The following is a 19,159-nucleotide window of genomic DNA, read 5'->3' on the forward strand; positions in this document are numbered from 1 at the left end:
ATCAATACTGGTAAGTAAGGCTTACCCGAACGCTGCGGCCCGGCTGGGTGTAGCTGTCGATGGGGTATGCGTAGCCCGTCGCGCTGGCTGACGGTGTCGGCACATCCAGGGCATTCCAGTACTTCTTGTCAAAAACGTTGTAAACGCCCGCTTGTACACGCAGGCCCTTGACGGCTTGAGGCTTCCACCAAGCCGTGAAGTCAAGCAAACCATAGCCGGGCGCCTTGAAGTCCGGCGTCTTCTGGGTTGCCGTCGACTCCGGATTCTCGACCTTGCTGCGGCGTTCAGCCACCGTCACGATGCTCTCGGCACCCCACTGTTCAGTACGGTAGCCAAGCGCCACAATGGCCTTCAACGGCGCAATGCTGTTCAGGTAGGTATCCCTATCCTGATCCTTCCCGCTGGCCCATGCCACGGAGCCCCAGGTATACCAACTGTCGTTGAACGCCCAATGAGCGCGGGCTTCGGCGCCATAGATCCGCACGCGGGACCGATTGGCATAATGATAGACAGTGCCGTATCCATTGGCATCCCATTGCGGATCGCGGCCGGCTGCGGTCTTGGTGTATGTGAGGCGGTCGATGAAATCCCGGTAATGCGTATCGTAGATGCTGATATGAGCGCCGCGCTCCGTATCGCCCACATCCATGCCCAGTTCCCAGCCTCGGCTGATTTCAGGATTCAGATTGGGATTGCCCAGGACGACATATTCGCCGGGCGACTTTCCGCCAAAGGTCAGATAGAGCTGGCTGGTATTGGGCGCCTTGAAGCCATAACCATACTTCGCATAGAAGGAGAGGTTCTCCCTAGGCTTGTATGTCGCCAGCAGAGAGGGCGACAGGCGTTTTCCGCTATTGCTCGACAAGGCTTGCATGCCGATAAGATTGCTGTCGTACATCCCACCGGCTTGCGGTTTTTGCTCATAGGCATCAAAACGCAGCGCGGGGGTCAGCGCATATTTCCCATCAGCCCAGGAAAACTCATCTTGCGCCCACAAGGACCATGTGTTTCCCTTTACTTTCGGAATATCCGCCTGGTTGGAACGCAAATGCGGGCATCCCGTTACGGGGCAGCTATCGAAGCCGCGCGATAGCTGCTCTGTATCGTTGCCAGCCCATTCCCCGCCCGCAGACCAGTGCTGCCTCAATGCGCCATCGATATAGCCTCCCCATGACGTCACCAGCCCTATCGTCGATTCTTCGATCGTATTGTTGCGGCTGTAAGGCCCTTTCGCCGATGTGCCCGAGCGAAAGCCGTTCATTCCGTCCTCCAGGCTGATCTTCTGCCAGTAGAGCTTGGCGCTGCCATAGTTGAACAATGACCGGTTCTGCACCGACTGATAATCGTAGCCCAGCACGACACGATCGCGATCTTGTTTTTTCTTGCTGTGATATTGGCCGATGGCGTAGTTGGTCGTATTCTGCTCGCGCCTGTCATCGATAGTGGATTCGCGGCGGAACAGTTCGCCACTGACGCTTATCATCTGCTCGGCCGTAAGATCGTGCTCCAGCTTGATCAAGGCGTTGTTCTGCGTGTAATCCATCGGATCGGGAAGCTCGCGCAGGGCACCATAACCTCCCACCACGCCTTTATTGTCGCGCTCGTGACCCTTGCGATGGCCCGCCTGCACCAGCCAACGCGTGCTATCCCCTAAACGCCCGGCAAGTGCCGCATCTCCGCCAAAGCTCTGATCCACGCTATCGTAGCCGGTCTTGAGCAAGGCGCCGAAATCCTTGCCCGGCGTCAGCAAGTCGCGGGGCGACAATGTGCGCAGGTCCAGATAGCCCACGAGCGAGCCCGACTGCACGGCACCGGCTCCGCGCACCACATCGATTGCCGACAAGGTATTGAACGCAACGGTGTTCAGTCCGCCTTCCGCACTGCGAGCTCCATCATCCAGCCATGGCACCCTGATGCCGTCCACGCGGGTCACAACCCGATCTCCATCCATACCCCGGATATTGACGCTGTTGTTCTGGGGATTGATATTGACGCCGGGTTCGCCGCGTTTGGAAAAGTCATCCCAGCTTTCGATCGCACGATCATCCAATTGCTGGCGGGTGATTACAACAGAGCCCTCTGGCAGTTCCTCTTCCAGTCGCTGGCCTTGGACGCGCAAGGGTGACAGTGTTTGTATTGACTGATCGCCTGCCGCCGACACACGCGTATCCGCCTGTTTGTTTTCCTGAGCCCCCGCTTGCGCAACAGAAAGCGCCAAGAACACCCCGCCCCACCAGACTAAAGATTTCCCCATGATTCTTGTTGATCCAAAAGTTAGTTTAGATTGATCGCAAATGATAACCATTTCTATTTGCGTTAGCAATATCAAATTGACACAAAACGAACGTTTGGTAGCGGGAAATAGACAGACCCGCCGTTGAACAGACGGGGATCCGCGTTGTGAGGGTTGACGCGGGACCAAAAAAAAACCCGGCCGAAGCCGGGCTTTCAGTGCAATGGACGATTGCACCATTCAATGCAGCAAGGCCTTCAAGCACGACGGGCGTGATTGAAGGCCGATCTTGTGAAGATCAGTTCTTGGTCTGGTCGACCAGCTTGTTGGCCGCGATCCAGGGCATCATGGCGCGCAGCTTGCCGCCGACCTGTTCGATTTCCGATTCGGCGTTGATGCGGCGGCGCGACGTCAGCGTGGGCGCGCCGGCGGCGTTTTCCAGGATGAAGTTCTTGGCGTATTCGCCGGTCTGGATGTCGGCCAGGCACTGGCGCATGGCTTTCTTCGTTTCCTCGGTGACGATGCGCGGACCGGTGACGTACTCACCATATTCGGCATTGTTGGAAATGGAGTAGTTCATGTTGGCGATGCCGCCTTCGTAGATCAGGTCCACGATGAGCTTCAGTTCGTGCAGGCACTCGAAGTAAGCCATTTCAGGCGCATAGCCCGCTTCCACCAGGGTTTCGAAACCGGCCTTGATCAGTTCGACGGTGCCGCCGCACAGCACGGCCTGTTCGCCGAACAAGTCGGTTTCGGTTTCTTCGCGGAAATTGGTCTCGATGATGCCGGCGCGGCCGCTGCCGATGGCGCAAGCGTACGACAGGGCGATATCACGCGCGGCGCCGGACGTGTCCTGATGCACGGCCACCAGCGAAGGCACGCCGCCGCCCTGGCTGTAGGTGCCACGCACCGTGTGGCCGGGCGCCTTGGGCGCGACCATGATGACGTCGATGTCGGCGCGCGGCTGGACCTGGCCGTAGTGCACGTTGAAACCATGCGCGAACGCAAGAGCCGCGCCCGCCTTGATGTTGCCGGCAACCTGATTGCGATAGACCTCGGCGATGTTCTCGTCGGGCAGCAGAATCATGACCAGGTCTGCGCCCTTGACCGCGTCGGCGACTTCCTGAACGTTCAGGCCGGCATTGGCGGCCTTGCTCCAGGAGGCGCCGCCCTTGCGCAGGCCGACGATCACATTGACGCCCGACTCATGCAGGTTGAGCGCGTGTGCATGGCCTTGCGAGCCGTAGCCGATGATGGCAACCGTTTTGCCTTTGATCAGGGAAAGGTCGCAATCTTTGTCGTAAAAAACTTTCATTAGGGTGCTCCAATAACCGTTTGGTATTTTGATTTTTGCCGGATGCCGCATCCGGCGCAAGGTTGAACATTGGCCGGCATGCTGCCGCCTGGCCGGTAATAATAAATTAAAGCTTCAGGACACGTTCTCCACGGCCTATGCCCGACACGCCGGTGCGCACCGTTTCCAGGATGGCGCTGCGATCGAGCGCGCCGATGAAGGCTTCGATCTTGTCCTGGTCGCCGGTGAGCTCGATGGTGTAGACCTTGTCGGTGACGTCGATGATGCGGCCGCGAAAGATATCGGCCATGCGCTTCATTTCGTCGCGCTCCTTGCCCACGGCCCTGACCTTGATCAGCATCAGCTCGCGCTCGATGTGCGGCCCTTCGGACAGATCCACCACCTTGACCACGTCGACCAGCCGATTCAGATGCTTGGTGATTTGCTCGACCACTTCATCCGAGCCGTTGGTCACAATGGTCATGCGGGACAGCGTGGTGTCTTCGGTGGGCGCCACGGTCAGCGTTTCGATGTTGTAGCCGCGCGCCGAGAACAGGCCGACCACGCGGGACAGCGCGCCGGGTTCGTTTTCCAGAAGGATAGAAATCACATGTTTCATTTTTCTCTCCTTACAGGTCTTCGGAACCGAGCAGCATTTCGGTCAGGCCGCGGCCGGCCTTCACCATGGGCCATACGTTTTCAGTCTGGTCGGTGATGAAGTCCATGAACACCAGCCTGTCCTTGTGCTTGATGAACGCCTCGCGTATGGCCGGCTCGACGTCGGCCGGCTTCTCGATGCGCATGCCGATGTGGCCGTAGCTTTCGACCAGCTTGACGAAATCGGGCAAGGCATCGACATAGGATTCGGAGTAGCGCGAACCATAATCGATTTGCTGCCATTGCCGCACCATGCCCAGGTAGCGGTTGTTCAGGCACAGCACCTTGGGGGTCAACCGGTACTGGCTGCAGGTGGAGAGCTCCTGGATGTTCATCTGGATGGAGGCTTCGCCCGTGATGACGGCGATCTGGCTGTCCGGGTTGGCCATCTGTACGCCCATCGCATAGGGAAGGCCCACGCCCATGGTGCCCAGGCCGCCGGAATTGATCCAGCGGCGCGGTTCGTCGAAGCGGTAGTATTGCGCGGCCCACATCTGGTGCTGGCCGACGTCCGAAGTCACAAAGGCATTGCCGCCGGTGACTTCCCACAGCTTCTCGACCACGAATTGCGGCTTGATGACGGTGTCGGAGTTTTCATAGACCAGGCACTGCTTGCCGCGCCAGGCGTTGATCTGCTCCCACCACTTGGCCAGGGCCGCCTTGTTGGACGGGGCCTCGGTCGCGGCCTGCGCATAGACCGCGTTCATTTCCTGCAGCACGTCCTTCACGTTGCCCACTATGGGCACGTCGACGCGCACGCGCTTGGAAATCGACGACGGGTCGATGTCGATATGGATGATCTTGCGGGGATTCTGGGCGAAATGCCGGGTGTTGCCGATGACCCGGTCGTCGAAGCGCGCGCCCACGGCGATGAGCACATCGCAATGCTGCATCGACATGTTGGCTTCGTAAGTGCCATGCATGCCGGGCATGCCCACGAACTTGTCGTCGCTGGCGGGAAACGCGCCCAGGCCCATCAGGGTGTTGGTGCACGGCGCGCCGGTCAGCTCGACCAGCCGGCGCAGTTCCGTCGATGCGTCGGACAGGACCACGCCGCCACCCGAATAGATCATGGGGCGTTCGGCGGAAAGCAGCATCTGCACCGCTTTCTTGATTTGCCCAAGGTGGCCCTTGTTGACCGGCGCGTACGAGCGCATCTTGACTTCGCCGCGCTTGGCGGTGTACTTGCACTTGGCGACGGTGATGTCTTTGGGAATATCGACCAGCACGGGGCCGGGACGGCCCGTCTTGGCGATATAGAAAGCGCGGCGCATGGTTTCCGCCAGGTCCTTGACGTCGCGGACCAGGAAATTATGCTTCACGCAGGGCCGCGTGATGCCCACGGTATCGCATTCCTGGAAGGCGTCTTCCCCGATGGCATGGCTGGGCACCTGCCCGCTGATGATCACCATGGGGATGGAATCCATATAGGCGGTGGCGATGCCCGTGACGGCATTGGTCAGGCCCGGCCCGCTGGTGACCAGCGCAACCCCCACCTTGTCGGACGAGCGCGAATAGGCGTCGGCCGCATGGACGGCGGCCTGTTCGTGGCGCACCAGAATATGCTTGAAATTGTCTTGCTTGTAGATTGCGTCGTAGATGTACAGCACTGCGCCGCCGGGGTAGCCAAACACATGGTCTACGCCTTCTTCGGCCAGGCACTGCACGACGATGTCGGCGCCATTGAGTTCCATATTATTTTCCTTTCGTAACCAGCACTGATATCCCGACCGGCCCAGAAGGCCCAAGCTTGAACCGGTTGCAGCAACATGACCTGGCGCTTTATGGCTCACGGAGCCATGCCACCCAGACACCTTGCCGATCCGACCCGTACTCATCGAAACACAGCACAAACGTTCTTGAGAACGCGGGAGGTAGAAACGGAAGCCCTGGCAACACACGCTTGTGGCGCGGCCAACGGCAAATTATTACAGGCGCAAAAAACCGGGCGGATGGCCCGGGCAACAGTGCCTCTGGCGACCCGCTCCGGATAATTGAGCGGATCAACGCGCTAATGTAGCGCGTAACGCGGGGATAGGCAAATCAGGGAAGCAGATGGCTTTCCAGCAGCGCGCCGATGAATTCGGCATATTGCGTGGCGCTGACCCCCTGGTTGCTGTATTTGCGCCGCTTCAGGTACCAATCCTGCATCATGGCCTTGCACAGCGAAGCCAGCAGGCGCGCGTTGATCTGCCGGAACGCGCCGGCCTCGATGCCTTCCTGAATGATGCCGTGAAGGATGTTCTCGATTTCGAGCTCGATCGCGATGGCTTCCTTCTTCTGCTTTTCAGGCAGGCTCTTGGTCTCCATGAAGGAAAAATAGAACCAGGGCTGCATCAGCTCGCTGAGGTAGACGTGCGCCTTCACGGCAGCCAGCAACTTGTCGCGTGGCGCCGCGATGTCCTGCGTATAGGCCAGCATGGTGCGCCGGGTCAGCAGGAAGCCATGGCCCTGGATAAGGCCGAGCAGGTCTTCCTTGCTTCGTATATAGGCATACAGGCCGCCTATGCTGAAACCCGAATCGGCGCACAGGTCGCGCAGCGACATGGCGTGAAAGCCCTTGGTGCCGGCCAGCCGCAGGGTCGAATTGATGATGCGAACCAGGTTCCTGACCGCCACATGCTCTTTCTTGATGCGGATGAGATCCCGGTTCTGGTGGTACAGCTCGCGGCAGATTTCGACTTTGGACAGGCTCAGCTCGATCTTGAAGGACTCAAAATCAGCAATCATCGCAGGCTCCCGCTGTTGTTTCGCCGCGCAAGTTTACGGTATTTCCGGCAGGCCCCTCATACCGACAAATAGCGATGCTGTGTTTCCATATCGCCGATCAGATCCTCGCTGGTGGCCTGGTGAACGATCATGCCCTTTTCAAGGATGTAGGCGCGCCTGGCGTGCTTCAGCGCAAAGTGCACGCTCTGATCGGTGAACAGGATGGTGGTCGTCTTGGCCAGTTCGTCGATCAGCGCGCCGATCTGCTTGACGATGACGGGAGCCAGCCCTTCGTTGGGCTCGTCCAGCAAAAGCAGGCTGGGCTCGCTCATGAGCGAGCGGGCCACCGCCAGCATCTGCTGCTGTCCGCCCGAGAGGGTTGCGCCGTCCTGCCCCGCCAGTTCGCCCAGCATGGGGTATTCGTCGAAGATGCGCTCCACGGTCCAGCGGCGCGGGGCGCCCGGTCGCCGGTACTGCGCGATCTCAAGGTTCTCGCGCACGCTCAAGCCCGGGAAGATGCGCCTGTCCTCGGGCACCAGGCCCACGCCCATGCGGGCGATGCGGTAGGCCGGCTGGCCAGTGATGTCGCGGCCCTGGAAGGACACGCGGCCCGAGCGCGGCGCCGACAAGCCGATGATGCTGCGCAGCGTCGTGCTTTTGCCGGCGCCGTTGCGTCCAAGCAGGCAGACGGTTTCGCCTTCGTCCAGCGCCAGCGATATGCCTTGCAAGGCGTGGCTTTCGCCGTAATAGGTATGGATGTTGTCGACTTCCAGAATCATGATGCCAGCTCCTCTTCGGCGTCGCCAAGGTAGGCCCGCCTGACCTCCGGGTGCGCCTTGACTTCCTGCGGCGAGCCCAGGACCAGGTTCTGGCCGCGGTGCATGACCAGTATCCGGTCCGCCACGTCGAACACCACGCTCATGTCGTGCTCGGTGATCAGGAAGGTGTAGTCGCCCGTCGCGGCCAGGGACTTGACCAGGGACGTTACGCGGTGGGTTTCATCGGGGGTCATGCCGGCCGTGGGTTCGTCCAGCAACACCAACTGCGGCCGGGTCGCCAGGACCACCGCGATTTCGACCAGTCGCTTGTCGCCGTAGCTGATGAAGCCCGCCCGCTTGGCGGCGATCTCCGTCAGGGACAGGCGCTCCAGCAGGGCGTCCGCCTCTTGCTGAATGGGTTTGTTGCGCGAGGCGATGTTCATCCATCGCCGGCTGTCGCCGTGGTAGGCCGTCAGGGCGACCTCCACATTCTCGCGCACGCTCATTTCATTGAAGATGTTGTTGATCTGGAACGACCGGGATACGCCCATGCGGCTGATGCGGTGCGCCGGCAGGCCGGTGATGTCGGTGCCCTGGAACACGATGGTGCCCGAGGTGGGATGCATGCGCCCGGACAACATGTTGTAGAAGGTGGTCTTGCCCGCGCCGTTCGGGCCGATGATGGCCAGCGTTTCGCGGGGAAAGACCTGAAGCGATACATCGGACACCGCGGCGACGCCGCCGAAGCGCTTGGTCAGATTGCTGATCTGCAAGATGGGTTGTGTCATTTTCGCTCCAGCCACCAGTCAAGAAAGGTACCCAGCAGCCCGCGCCGGAAGAACATCACCATGAGCGCCAGGATGATGCCCAGGACCAGCATCCATGCCTGCGTCATGCTGGTGATCCAGGTTTCCAGCAAGACGAACATGCCGGCCCCGAAGAACGGGCCAAGAAAATAGCCTGTTCCGCCCAGTATGGACATGAGCACCGGTTCGGCGGACATGGACCAATGCACGAGCTCGGGGCTGGCGATGCGCAGGAACGGCGCCATCAGCCCGCCCGCCAGGCCGGCGAAGGCCCCCGCCAGCGTGAAGGCCGCCAGTCTGTAGCTGCGTACGTTAAGCCCGCAGAACGCGACACGTTCGGGGTTCTGGCGTATGGCGCGCAGGATCAGGCCGAAGGACGAACGGCAGATCAGGTACAGAAGCGCCGTGGCCAGCACGACCAGCGCCAGAACCACGTGGTAATAGACGCTGGGATTGCCCAGGGTCAGATCCAGGCCCAATCCGAACGAAGTGACGCTGAAGCCCGCGATGCCGTCGCTGCCATTGGTGACGGAACGCCACTGATGCACCACGGCGAAGACCATCATGCCGAAGGCCAGCGTGAGCATGGAGAAATACACTTCGTTCAGGCGCACGCTGAAGAATCCGATGACCAGCGCCAGGACCGCGCCCGCCGCGACGGCCACCAGCAGGCAGGCCAGCAGGGGCCATTGCATGCCCTGCAGCAGCAGCGCCGTGGCGTAGGCGCCGATGCCGAAGAAAGCGGCATGGCCGAAGCTGAGCATGCCGGTGTAGCCGAAGATAAGGTTGAAGCTCGCCGCGAACAACCCGAGAATCAGGATCTCGGTGGCGATGAAGATATAGAAATAAGGCGCTATCCAGGGCAAGGCCGCAAGCAGAACGAGCAAGACGACAAGCGCCAACGGGGTCAGTGTGTTTTTCATAGGGTAGCCCCCTTCCCCATCAGGCCGTGGGGCTTGAGCAGCAGGACGACGGCCATGCCCACGAAAGGCAGGATGAGATTGATTTCAGGCAGGAAGCGGCCGCCCAGCCCATGGATGAGGCCCAGCACGATGGCGCCCAGCAAGGCGCCCGGGAAGCTGCCCAGCCCGCCAATGACGACGACGATGAAGCTTTCGATGATGATCTTGTCGCCCATCCCCGGGTCGATGGCGCGCATGGGCGCGGCGACCACGCCCCCCACCGCGGCCAGCCAGGCGCCGAAAGCGAACACGGCGGTAATGACCAGCTTGGTGTTGATGCACAGCGCCTGCGCCATTTCGCGGTCCAGCGCGGCCGCGCGCATGATCTTGCCCGCCCGCGTGCGATTGAACAGAAACCACAGGCCGCATACGAAGACCAGGCCCACCCCCACCACGAACAGGCTGTAGACGGGATAGGTGACCCCGCCCGGCAAGGCCACCGTGCCTTGCAGCAGGGACGGCGGATCGACGACGTGTATGCCCGTGCCCCATACCAGCCGCACGGATTCGTTGAGGATCAGCAACAACGCGAAGGTCAGCAGCAGGCTGTCGGAGATCTCGCGCTGGTAGATGAAGCGCAGCATCAGCCTGTCGATGAGCACCGCCAGTGCGGCCACGCCCAGCGGCGCCACCAGCAAGGTCAGCCAGAATGGCAGGCCCCACAGGATGATGCACGAGTAGGCCAGATAGGCCCCCAGCATGTACAGCGCCCCATGGGCGAAATTGATGACGTTCAAAACGCCGAAAATGATGTTCAGTCCGATGGCGATAACGAACAACAACAAGCCGATATCCAGACTGTTGAGCAAAGCCAAACCGATACTGCTCATGACGCCCCCTCAGTGATTGCGCCGCCCCTGTGCCTGCCGGCCGGGGACGGCGCTGCCTTCCCGCGAACTATCGTATGGATCAGAGCTTGCAGGCGGGATCGACGGGCGGCGTGATTTTTTCGCCGTCGAAGAACTGCACTTCGGTCAATGAACGGATCTTGTCCTGTGTGTTCATGGCGCCCGTACGCCCCCAGGTCGGCCCGATGAGCGCCTGGTTGTCGCCCTTGCGCAGCGTCAGGGTGCCGGTCGGAGCGGGTATGCTCAGGCCTGACAGCGCCTGGGCCACCGCCTTGCCGTCGACCTTGCCGGCCTTCTCGATGGCCGCCTTGTAGGCATGCACGGCCACATAGGCCCCTTCGGCGTTGTAGCTGGGCGGCGTGCCGTAGTTCTTTTGATAGGCGGCGACGAATTTCTTGTTGAGCTCGTTGTCGTGGGCGCCATACCAGTAGCGCGTGCCCAGCCATACGCCCTCGGGCATCTGCTCGCCCAGCGCCGACATCACTTCGGTCGCCGCGCCCACGGTCATCAGCACCTGGAAGCCCTGCTTGAAGAAGCCGCGGTTATTGGCCTGGCGGACGAAGTTGACCAGGTCCCCGCCCCACAGGGAAATCAGCACGCCATCGGGCTTGTTCTCCATGACCCCATTGATGAAGGGGGTGAAGTCCTCGGCGCCGAATCGGGGAAACGCCGTTTCGCTCATGAGCTGGGCATCGGGCATCTGCTCTTTCAGATACTTGCTGAAGAATTCCCAGGACTGATGGCCGAAGGCGTAATCGGGGCCTATGGTGGTCCACTTCTTGGCGCCGGTCTTTGCCGCAATGGCCGCCGCCCCGGACATGTTCTGATGGACGTTCACGCTGATGCGGTAGGTGTAGGCATTACACAGCTTGCCCGTCACGTCGGGGGTCGCCGCATGGGTGATGATGAAGGGCTTGCCCAGTTCGGGCAGCACGGGCACCAGGCCCTGCGCGACGCCGGAGCTGTCCAGTCCCATCAGGATGTCGGCCTTGTCCTGGTAGACCAGCTTGCGCGCCGCCTGGATGGCCACGGCGGCCTTGCCCTGGCCGTCTTCCAGCTGCAGCGTCAGCTTGCGCCCCAGCACGCCGCCGGATGCGTTGATTTCATCCATGGCCAGCTTGATGCCCTGCTCGGCGAATTTCCCGTAGGTGGCGGCGCTGCCCGACATGATGTAGATGGCGCCTATCTTGATGGGCTCTTCGGCCGCCTGGGCCGGCGCCGCCGCGAACGCGCCGGCCAGAGCCAGCGCCAAAAGGGGTCGTTGAGATAGAAACTTGAACATGCGAATGTCTCCTGGATAGTTATGGTGTGCTACATGTTGATCCTTCGTTTCACATCTGTTGCCAAGCCTGCATAATCGATAGCCTTTACCTCCCTTGCGTACTGTCTTCCCGCGAACCGGACCCGCCCTCCTGCGCCAGCTGCTCGCGCAGAAGGTTTTTGCGGATCTTCCCTGTGGAAGTCTTGGGTAGCTCGCCAAAGACGACTTTACGGGGCGCTTTGTAGGAAGCCATATTGGCTTTGCAAAACGCGATGATCTCCTGCTCGTCCGCTGCCTGCGCGGCGTCCTTCAGGGCGACGAAGGCGCAGGGCGTTTCGCCCCACTTGTCGTCCGGCATGGCCACCACCGCCGCCTCGAGCACCCGGGGATGGCGGTACAGGACTTCTTCGACTTCCTGGCTGGAGATGTTTTCCCCGCCCGAAATGATGATGTCCTTGGCCCGGTCTTTTATTTCGGCATAGCCGTCGGAATGCATGACGGCCAGGTCGCCGCTGCGGAACCAGCCGCCCCGGAACGCCTCCCGGGTCGCCGCTTCGTTCTTCAGATAGCCCTTCATGAGCGTATTGCCGCGCATGACCAGTTCGCCCAGGGTCTGCCCGTCGCACGGAGCCATGGCGCCGTCGTCCAGGCGGGCGACGGCCAGGTCGTCGATGGCGAACAGGCCCACGCCCTGCCTGGCCATCTTCCGCGCCAGATCGTCGGTGGACAGCGACGCCCATTCGTTCTGCCAGACGCACAGGGTGGACGGTCCGTAGGACTCGGTAAGGCCATACAGATGGGTGATGCCGAAACCGATTTCCTGAGCGCGGCGTATGACCGGACTGGGCGGAGCCGCGCCGCCCAGCGCGAACTGCACCGGGCTGGACAGGGCCTGGCCGCTGTTGTGGAAGTCGTTGAGCAGCATATTGAGCACGATGGGCGCGCCGCACATGTGCGTGACCTTGCAGCGTTCGATGCGTTCCAGGACATGATCCGACTGAACCTTGCGCAGGCAGACATGCGTGCCGCCCACCGCCGTGATGGCCCAGGTATAGGACCAGCCGTTGCAGTGGAACATGGGCAGCGTCCATAAATAGACGGTATCGGCCGTCATGTTGAAAGCCATGGCATTGCTCAGCGCGGCCAGATAGGCGCCCCGGTGGTGGTACACGACACCCTTGGGATTGCCGGTCGTGCCCGAGGTGTAATTCAGCGCGATGGCATCCCATTCGTCGCCGACCTTTTGCCATTGGAAATCGGCATCGCCCGCTGCGACCAGGCTTTCGTAATCCAAGCTGGAAAAGCCTTGCGAGGCGCCCGCCTGGCGAACAATGGCGACGCATGCGGGCGGCGACGCCATGCCCTGTACGGCCTGCTTGAGCAGCGGTTCGAATTCGGTGTCGTAGAACAGCAGGCGCGATTCGCCATGCTCGAGGATGAAGCGCAAGGTGGCCGGGTCCAAGCGGGTATTCAGGGCGTTCAGCACCGCGCCGAGCATCGGGACGGAGTAATGGCACTCGAGCAGCTCGTGTGTATTGAAGCACAGCACCGACACGGTGTCGCGGGCCTTGATGCCCATGCTGTCCAGGGACGAGGCCATGGCGCGGCATCGCCGATAAAACTGGCTGTACGTCAGCGTCATGTCGTCATCGACGATGGCGGCCTTTTCGGGGAAGACGTGCGCCGACCTCTGCAGGAAGCTGACGGGCGTAAGGCTTGAATAATTGGCGGGGTTCTTGTCCAGCCCCTGGCGGTATTTATCGTCCATCGCGCCCCCTATCGATCCGGATGCCTGGGATTGGACAGCAACAGCTTGGCGCGCGTCAGCGTCAGCAGCAGTTGATGCAGGCGGGCGGAGTCCGCCCCGCGGACGGCGCGCTTGCGTATCTGCGCGGCCAGGGCATGCTCGGTGGGCTCGACCGCATCGCCCTGGCCGATGTCGGCAAGGAAGCGCTGGATCTCGCGACGGGCGGCCCGGTCATCGGCCGCATGCGGCGCCAGTTCACGCGAGGCGATCGCCATCGCATTGGCGACCATGAGCGCCTCGTAGGCTTTTTCGCCGGGCAGCAAAGGCAACAGCTCGTCGAGCAGTGTGCGCCGGGCCACGTCCAGCAGTTCGTTTCCGTAAGGCCGGTTATTCATGCAGTCTCCCGCCGGTGGATATGGTCGAGCAGGTCGAACTCGATTTCGGGCAGCAGCCGCCCGGTCAGCGCCAGCTCCAGCGAAGCCTCGCCGCCGGAAATATGGCGCCGGGCCTGCTGCAAGGCGATGATGGCCCAGCGCGTCATGCCCATGGCTTCCCAATAGAGCACAGTATCGCCATCGACCGGATGGCCGGCCGCCTGTCCATAGGCGGCGAACAGATCCGCCTTGTGCCCGATTCCGCCGACCTCCTTGTCGTTGACCCCGAAGCGCCAGCTTTTGGCGCACAGCCACCCCAGGTCTTCGTAGGGATCGCTCCAGGCGGCGAACTCCCAGTCGAGAATGCCGGTGACCTTCCCCTGATCGACCATGTAATTGCCGCTGCGGAAATCGCCATGGCACAGGACGATGCCCGCGCTTTGCGGCGCATTGTCCTCCAGCCAGTTCAGGGACCATTCCAGCACCGGGTGCGGCTCCGGTATGCGGTCCAGCGCCTGGCGGTAGGCATGTATGCGCCACAACGCCGGGGAAGCCTGCGGCACGGGAAGAAAGTCCAGTCTTGCGTCGGGCGGGCGCAGCGCATGCAGGCGGGCCAATTCGCGGCCCAATTGCCCGACGATATTTGCGGCCTCCCGCTCGTCCCGCGGCTCGCGCACCAGTTGTCGTCCCTGCGCCAGGCCCGGCACGCGGGCCATGACGCAGAACACATGGCCGATGACTGATGTATCGGTGCACAGCCATAGCGGCTCGGGCACCGTCACCCCGGCCTGATGAGCCGCCCGCAAGACCTGGAATTCCTGCTCGCGGGCAAGGCTGGCATCGACCTTGGACGGCGAATCGCTGCGCACGACCAGGTCCAGCCTGCCCGGCCGGCTGCCGCCGGCGCATTCCACAGAGAGGGCGTAGTTGCTTTGTATGGCGCCGCCCGCCAGGCGCGAGAAGGCCAGCGGCTCGACGTGCCGCGCGCCTGTCCGCTGCCGGACATAAAGCGTCAATGCGCGCTGTATGTCGTCCGGGCTCATCTGCCCTCCCTTGGCGTGGTCGAAGCCGGGTCGCATGCCGAGCCTAGCCCCATTTCCAGAACGAGTCGCCCTCATTCATCATCTGCCGGGACAAGACCATTTTATGCACCTCGGACGCCCCATCCACCAGCCGCGCCTGGCGTGCATAGCGGTATATCCATTCGAGCCGCGTATCTTTCGAATAACCCCGGGCGCCGCACAGCTGGATGGCGGTATCGACGGACTGTTGCAAGACATTGGCCACCGCCACCTTGGCCATGGAGACTTCCTTGCGGGCGAAGTCGCCCTGATCGAGCTTCCAGGCCGCATGCATGGTCAGCAATCGGCCCGTCTGGATCGCCATGGCGGCCTCGCCCAGCATCCATTGCACGCCCTCGCGGTCGGCGAGGCGTGAACCGAAGGCTTCCCGGTGGCCGACATACTCGGCGGCGATCTCGAGCGAACGCTTGGACAGGCCCAGCCAGCGCATGCAATGAGTCAGGCGCGCCGGCCCGAGGCGGATCTGCGTGAGCTTCAGGCCGTCGCCGACCTCCATCAGGCGGTTTTCATCGGGTATGGCCAGCCCGTCGAAACGCAGTTCGCAATGCCCGCCATGTTCTTCGGGGCCCATGATGGGTATGCGCCGGACGATTTCCCAGCCCGGATCGTCTTTATGGAACAGGAAGGCCGACAAGCCCTTGCGCGCGTCATCGGAGGTGCGCGCAATGAGTATGAAATGGGTGGCGGCGGCCGCGCCGGTGATGAAATGCTTGACGCCGTTGACGACCCAGCGATCGCCCTTGCGCTCCGCGGTGGTCTGCATCATGGCCGGATCGGACCCCGAACCCGGCGCGGGTTCGGTCATGACGAAGGACGATTGCACCCGGCCATCGACGATGGGCTGCAGCCAGCGTTTTTTCTGGGCTTCTGTGGCGACCTTGTTCAGCACCATCATGTTGCCGTCGTCGGGCGCCGCCGAATTGAACACCACCGGCCCGAATATGGACCGGTTCATTTCTTCGTAGCAGGCTGCCATTTCGGCCATGCCCAAGCCCTGCCCGCCCCTTTCCACGGGCATTTGCAGGCACCACAAGCCTTGCTTGCGGGCTTTGTCGCGCATGCGCTCGAGCAAGGAGGCATCGATGTTTTCGTGCTCGTCGTAGGAGTCGGCATGATCCTCGAGAGGAAGAAGCTCGCGCTCGACAAAAGCCTTGATGCGGCTGCGGTAGTCTTCGCCCCGGGGCGACAAGGTAAAGTCCATGTGGCTGGCCTTATTTAAAGAGAAGACTGCAAATGACCGCCGTCCACCACGATGGAACTGCCGGTCATGTAAAGGGAGGCATCGGATGCAAGCAGCAGCAAGGCGCCATCCAGGTCTTGCGGCCTGCCCAGTCGACGCTGGGGAATGCGCCGTATCAGGGCCTGCCCCGCTTCCGATGCGAAAAAATCGCTGTTCAGACTGGTTTCTATGTATCCCGGAGCCAGCGCGTTGACCCGGATGCCATGGCGGGCCCATTCGAGCGCCATGGCTCGGGTCATGTGCTCCAGCCCCGCCTTCGACGCGGCATAAGGCAAGACGGCGGCGGCCACACGATGCCCCAGTATGGATGTGACCGTGATGATGGAACCGGGCCTGCCGGCGTCCGCCAGACGGCGGGCGGCCTGCCGGCACACCAGCCAGCTGCCTTTCAGATTGGTGTCGACCACCTGCGACCATTCGTCGAACGGGATGTCGAGCGCCTTTTTGTTGACCGCCACGCCGGCGTTGCAAACCAGGACATCGACACCGCCGCAAAGCGACCAGGCCTCGTCAAAGGCTTGCTCCACACTGGCGGGGTCGCCGACATCCATGTGCACCGGATGCGCGGTAATGTGGTTGCTGTGCAGCCGGGCCGCCAGCTCCTTCAGGGGCTGGAGACGGCGGCCGGCCAGGACGACGGTTGCGCCGGCGTGGCCCAGGGTGCCCGCGAAGTGCGAGCCCAGCGCCCCGGCCGCCCCGGTTACCAGCGCGACCTTGCCATCCAAGCGGAATCCGACATCCATTTCAGCCTCCCCTCTTCTTTGGCCAAAGAATAGAACGACCGTTCGATAATGTCAACGAATCGGGATGCAACTCATGGAAGACGGGGAGTTTTGCCTCTATACTTTCCTGCCCCCTGTCATCCGGTGTTTGCATGATCGCACGCATACCCCAGCTTCAGCGCTTTCTTTACAGCCACTATTTTTTCGGCGGCCTGCGGCAGGCCATAGGCGTGCTGCTTCCCGCCCTGATCCTGATGGGCGTGTTCCAGATGTACAGCGTGGGCATGATCGCCGCCATCGGCGCCGCCTGCGTGGCCATCATCGACCAGCCAGGCGGACCGCGGCGCTACGGCACCAATGGCATGCTGGCCGCCATCCTGCTGGGGTCGGCGACTGCCGCCGTGACCGGACTCGCGTCCTCGCACAGCCTGCTCATCTGGCTGGTGGTGCCCTGCCTGTGCTTTCTGTTTTCAATGTTCACGGTGTTCGGCAAGCAAGGCGGACTGCTGGGCTTTGCCTGCCTGCTGATCATGACACTGACCATGCGCGTGCCGCTGGATCCGCATGAAGTGCTCCAGCACACGGTTTATTCCTTCCTGGGCGGCGTCTTCTATTTTGTGTTCAGCTTCGCGGCCCACCGGCTGCTTTGGCATCGAGAGGAATTGCAGGCCCTGTCCGTCGCCCTGTTCGCGACCGCCGATTACATGGCCGCCAGGTCCCGCTTCTACGATGTGAATTCCGACCTGGACGAAAGCTATCGTCTTTTGATCCATGCCCAGTCGGCCATGACCGACAAGCATCAAGCGGCGCGCGACACGGTGCTGCGCGAGCTGCCCAAGGGCAGAGGCCGGGCCGATCGCCTGCGCACGGCATCGCTGAACATCTTCATCGACATGGTCGCGCTGCTGGACAGCCTGGTCGCCACGCATACCGACTATGCCACGCTGCGCCGCACCCTGCCCAACAGCGACGTGCTGATCTTCAGCCGGGATGCGCTGCGCAAGCTGTCCATCAACGTATCGGCCATCGCGTTCAATGTCGCGCGCAACCGGCATGTGAAGGAGCGCAACAGCGTGAAGGCCGAGCTGCGCGCCATCGAATACGAACTGGAAAAATACCGCGAAGGCGGACTGGCCGACGGCGACCCCGAGGTCTATGCCCTGTTGGTGCAGGTGCTGCGCCGCTTGCGCAATGCGACGCGCCTGGTCGACCGCATGGCCGGGCATCTGAGCGGCAGCGGCAATACCGAACTGGTGGATATGCGCCTGGACAAGTCGCTGGACCGATTCCTGTCGCGCAAGACCTGGCGCCTGGGCATGCTGACCAGCAACCTGCGCATGGATTCCTCGCATTTCCGCTATGCCTCCCGCGTGGCGATCGCCGCCTTGCTGGCCATGACGCTTTCAGCGGCGCTGTCGCACACCCCCATCCTTGGAAGCATGGGATCCGGGCTCAGCGCCCACAGCTATTGGATCGTCCTGACGGTGCTGGTGGTCATGAAGCCCGGCTTCGCCCTGACGCGCCAGCGCAACGGCTGGCGACTGGTGGGAACCCTGATAGGCTGCGCCCTGGCCCTGGTGCTGTTCAACGTCACGCATAGCCCCGATGTCTATCTTGCCGTCCTGGTCGTGACCTGCGTGCTGGGCTACAGCCTGATACAGGTGAATTTCATGGCAGCGGCCATCTTCAACACCTTGTTCGTGCTGCTGGTCTTCCACTTCCTGTCGCCCACCACCAATGCCGTCATAGGGGAAAGGCTGGTCGACACCTTCATAGGATGCGGGCTGGCGCTCCTGTGCAGCTACATCCTGCCTTGGTGGGAACACGGCTTCATGGCTTCGCTGGCCAGGGCCGCCAGGAAATCGAACCAGGCATTCCTGAAGACCGGGCTGCGCTACGCCGAGCTGACACGCGCTCAGGCAGCGGCGCATGCGGCGCGGAACAGCCAGCCGCAAAGGGAAACGCAGGGAGACGGCGCCACTGTCGAACCGGCAGCCATCGAAGGGCTGGATACCCAGCAGCACGAAGCGGAAGTCCGCTGGCGCGTGGCGCGCAAGAACATGCATATCGCCTTCGGCAATTTCGCGGCGGCCTTCTACCGGATGATGGACGAGCCGATCAAGCGCCAGAACAACGTTCCGGAACTGAACAACCTGCTTATCCAGAACCACGTCCTGGCGTCGCAAATCACCTCGGCCATACCTATTCTGGCCGGGCTCGATCACGTACCCGAGGGCATACGAAAATCGCTGGAAGCGGTCGAGCTGTATCTCGACGACAAGGATGCCGACCCGCCCGCCTCGATAGAAACCGAAGGCGAACTGGCGGCCCTGGCCTATCCATTGCGGCAGATGGTCAAGGCTGCGCAATTGATACGGCAGGAGATGCGCGGCCTTGAAACCGCCGGCAGCGGTTCATAGGGGCCGCCCTTCCTATCGCCTGCTTCGCAACTGACGACAAGCCGGG

At 61.9% G+C, this 19,159-nt stretch carries 16 protein-coding genes; 1 reads left to right on the forward strand and 15 read right to left on the reverse strand.

The features are described from left to right. Position 1: 1 nt before the first annotated feature. The 15 genes from OEG81_RS12665 to OEG81_RS12735 all read right to left on the reverse strand — a co-directional run bounded on the left by OEG81_RS12665 (position 2) and on the right by OEG81_RS12735 (position 16,714). On the reverse strand, positions 2-2,305 hold the full coding sequence (locus OEG81_RS12665; protein ID WP_264129612.1) for a TonB-dependent hemoglobin/transferrin/lactoferrin family receptor: 2,304 nt from the start codon (positions 2,303-2,305) through the stop codon (positions 2-4). 226 nt (positions 2,306-2,531) lie between these two features. Further along, entirely contained in the window at positions 2,532-3,599 is a 1,068-nt protein-coding gene (gene ilvC / locus OEG81_RS12670; RefSeq protein ID WP_264129613.1) for a ketol-acid reductoisomerase, read from the reverse strand. Between the two features lie 55 nt (positions 3,600-3,654). Next, a complete protein-coding gene (gene ilvN, locus OEG81_RS12675; RefSeq protein WP_264129614.1) occupies positions 3,655-4,146 on the reverse strand; it encodes an acetolactate synthase small subunit in 492 nt (163 codons plus the stop codon). A gap of 10 nt (positions 4,147-4,156) precedes the next feature. Continuing rightward, positions 4,157-5,878, reverse strand: a complete 1,722-nt coding sequence (locus tag OEG81_RS12680) for an acetolactate synthase 3 catalytic subunit (protein WP_264129615.1) — start codon at positions 5,876-5,878, stop codon at positions 4,157-4,159. A 349-nt stretch (positions 5,879-6,227) separates the two neighbouring features. Then, on the reverse strand, positions 6,228-6,914 hold the full coding sequence (locus OEG81_RS12685; protein WP_264129616.1) for a TetR/AcrR family transcriptional regulator: 687 nt from the start codon (positions 6,912-6,914) through the stop codon (positions 6,228-6,230). Positions 6,915-6,970: 56 nt separating this feature from the next. Then, complete coding sequence (locus OEG81_RS12690) at positions 6,971-7,672, reverse strand: ABC transporter ATP-binding protein (protein WP_264129617.1); 702 nt, start codon at positions 7,670-7,672, stop codon at positions 6,971-6,973. Then, complete coding sequence (locus OEG81_RS12695) at positions 7,669-8,439, reverse strand: ABC transporter ATP-binding protein (protein WP_264129618.1); 771 nt, start codon at positions 8,437-8,439, stop codon at positions 7,669-7,671. The genes OEG81_RS12690 and OEG81_RS12695 overlap by 4 nt, the downstream gene beginning before the upstream one ends. Beyond that, positions 8,436-9,380: a branched-chain amino acid ABC transporter permease gene (locus tag OEG81_RS12700; protein WP_264129619.1), complete on the reverse strand. Its 945-nt coding sequence runs from the start codon at positions 9,378-9,380 to the stop codon at positions 8,436-8,438. The genes OEG81_RS12695 and OEG81_RS12700 overlap by 4 nt, the downstream gene beginning before the upstream one ends. Then, entirely contained in the window at positions 9,377-10,249 is an 873-nt protein-coding gene (locus OEG81_RS12705; RefSeq protein ID WP_264129620.1) for a branched-chain amino acid ABC transporter permease, read from the reverse strand. The genes OEG81_RS12700 and OEG81_RS12705 overlap by 4 nt, the downstream gene beginning before the upstream one ends. Positions 10,250-10,328: 79 nt before the next feature. Beyond that, a complete protein-coding gene (locus OEG81_RS12710) occupies positions 10,329-11,549 on the reverse strand; it encodes an ABC transporter substrate-binding protein (RefSeq protein WP_264129622.1) in 1,221 nt (406 codons plus the stop codon). Between the two features lie 85 nt (positions 11,550-11,634). After that, a complete protein-coding gene (locus OEG81_RS12715) occupies positions 11,635-13,296 on the reverse strand; it encodes an AMP-binding protein (protein WP_264129623.1) in 1,662 nt (553 codons plus the stop codon). Between the two features lie 8 nt (positions 13,297-13,304). Further along, positions 13,305-13,670, reverse strand: coding sequence for a DUF6285 domain-containing protein (locus tag OEG81_RS12720; protein WP_264129624.1), 366 nt, complete (start codon positions 13,668-13,670; stop codon positions 13,305-13,307). Beyond that, complete coding sequence (locus OEG81_RS12725; RefSeq protein WP_264129625.1) at positions 13,667-14,728, reverse strand: phosphotransferase family protein; 1,062 nt, start codon at positions 14,726-14,728, stop codon at positions 13,667-13,669. Before OEG81_RS12725 ends, OEG81_RS12720 begins: the two co-directional genes overlap by 4 nt. Positions 14,729-14,735: 7 nt before the next feature. Further along, positions 14,736-15,932: an acyl-CoA dehydrogenase family protein gene (locus tag OEG81_RS12730; protein WP_264129626.1), complete on the reverse strand. Its 1,197-nt coding sequence runs from the start codon at positions 15,930-15,932 to the stop codon at positions 14,736-14,738. Between the two features lie 14 nt (positions 15,933-15,946). Next, positions 15,947-16,714, reverse strand: a complete 768-nt coding sequence (locus tag OEG81_RS12735) for an SDR family NAD(P)-dependent oxidoreductase (RefSeq protein WP_264129627.1) — start codon at positions 16,712-16,714, stop codon at positions 15,947-15,949. 131 nt (positions 16,715-16,845) lie between these two features. On the opposite strand from OEG81_RS12735, the gene OEG81_RS12740 reads away from it, so the two are divergent. Beyond that, positions 16,846-19,113, forward strand: a complete 2,268-nt coding sequence (locus OEG81_RS12740; RefSeq protein ID WP_264129628.1) for an FUSC family protein — start codon at positions 16,846-16,848, stop codon at positions 19,111-19,113. Positions 19,114-19,159: the final 46 nt, after the last annotated feature.

It is taken from the genome of Pollutimonas sp. M17, from assembly GCF_025836975.1.
Taxonomy (GTDB): domain Bacteria; phylum Pseudomonadota; class Gammaproteobacteria; order Burkholderiales; family Burkholderiaceae_B.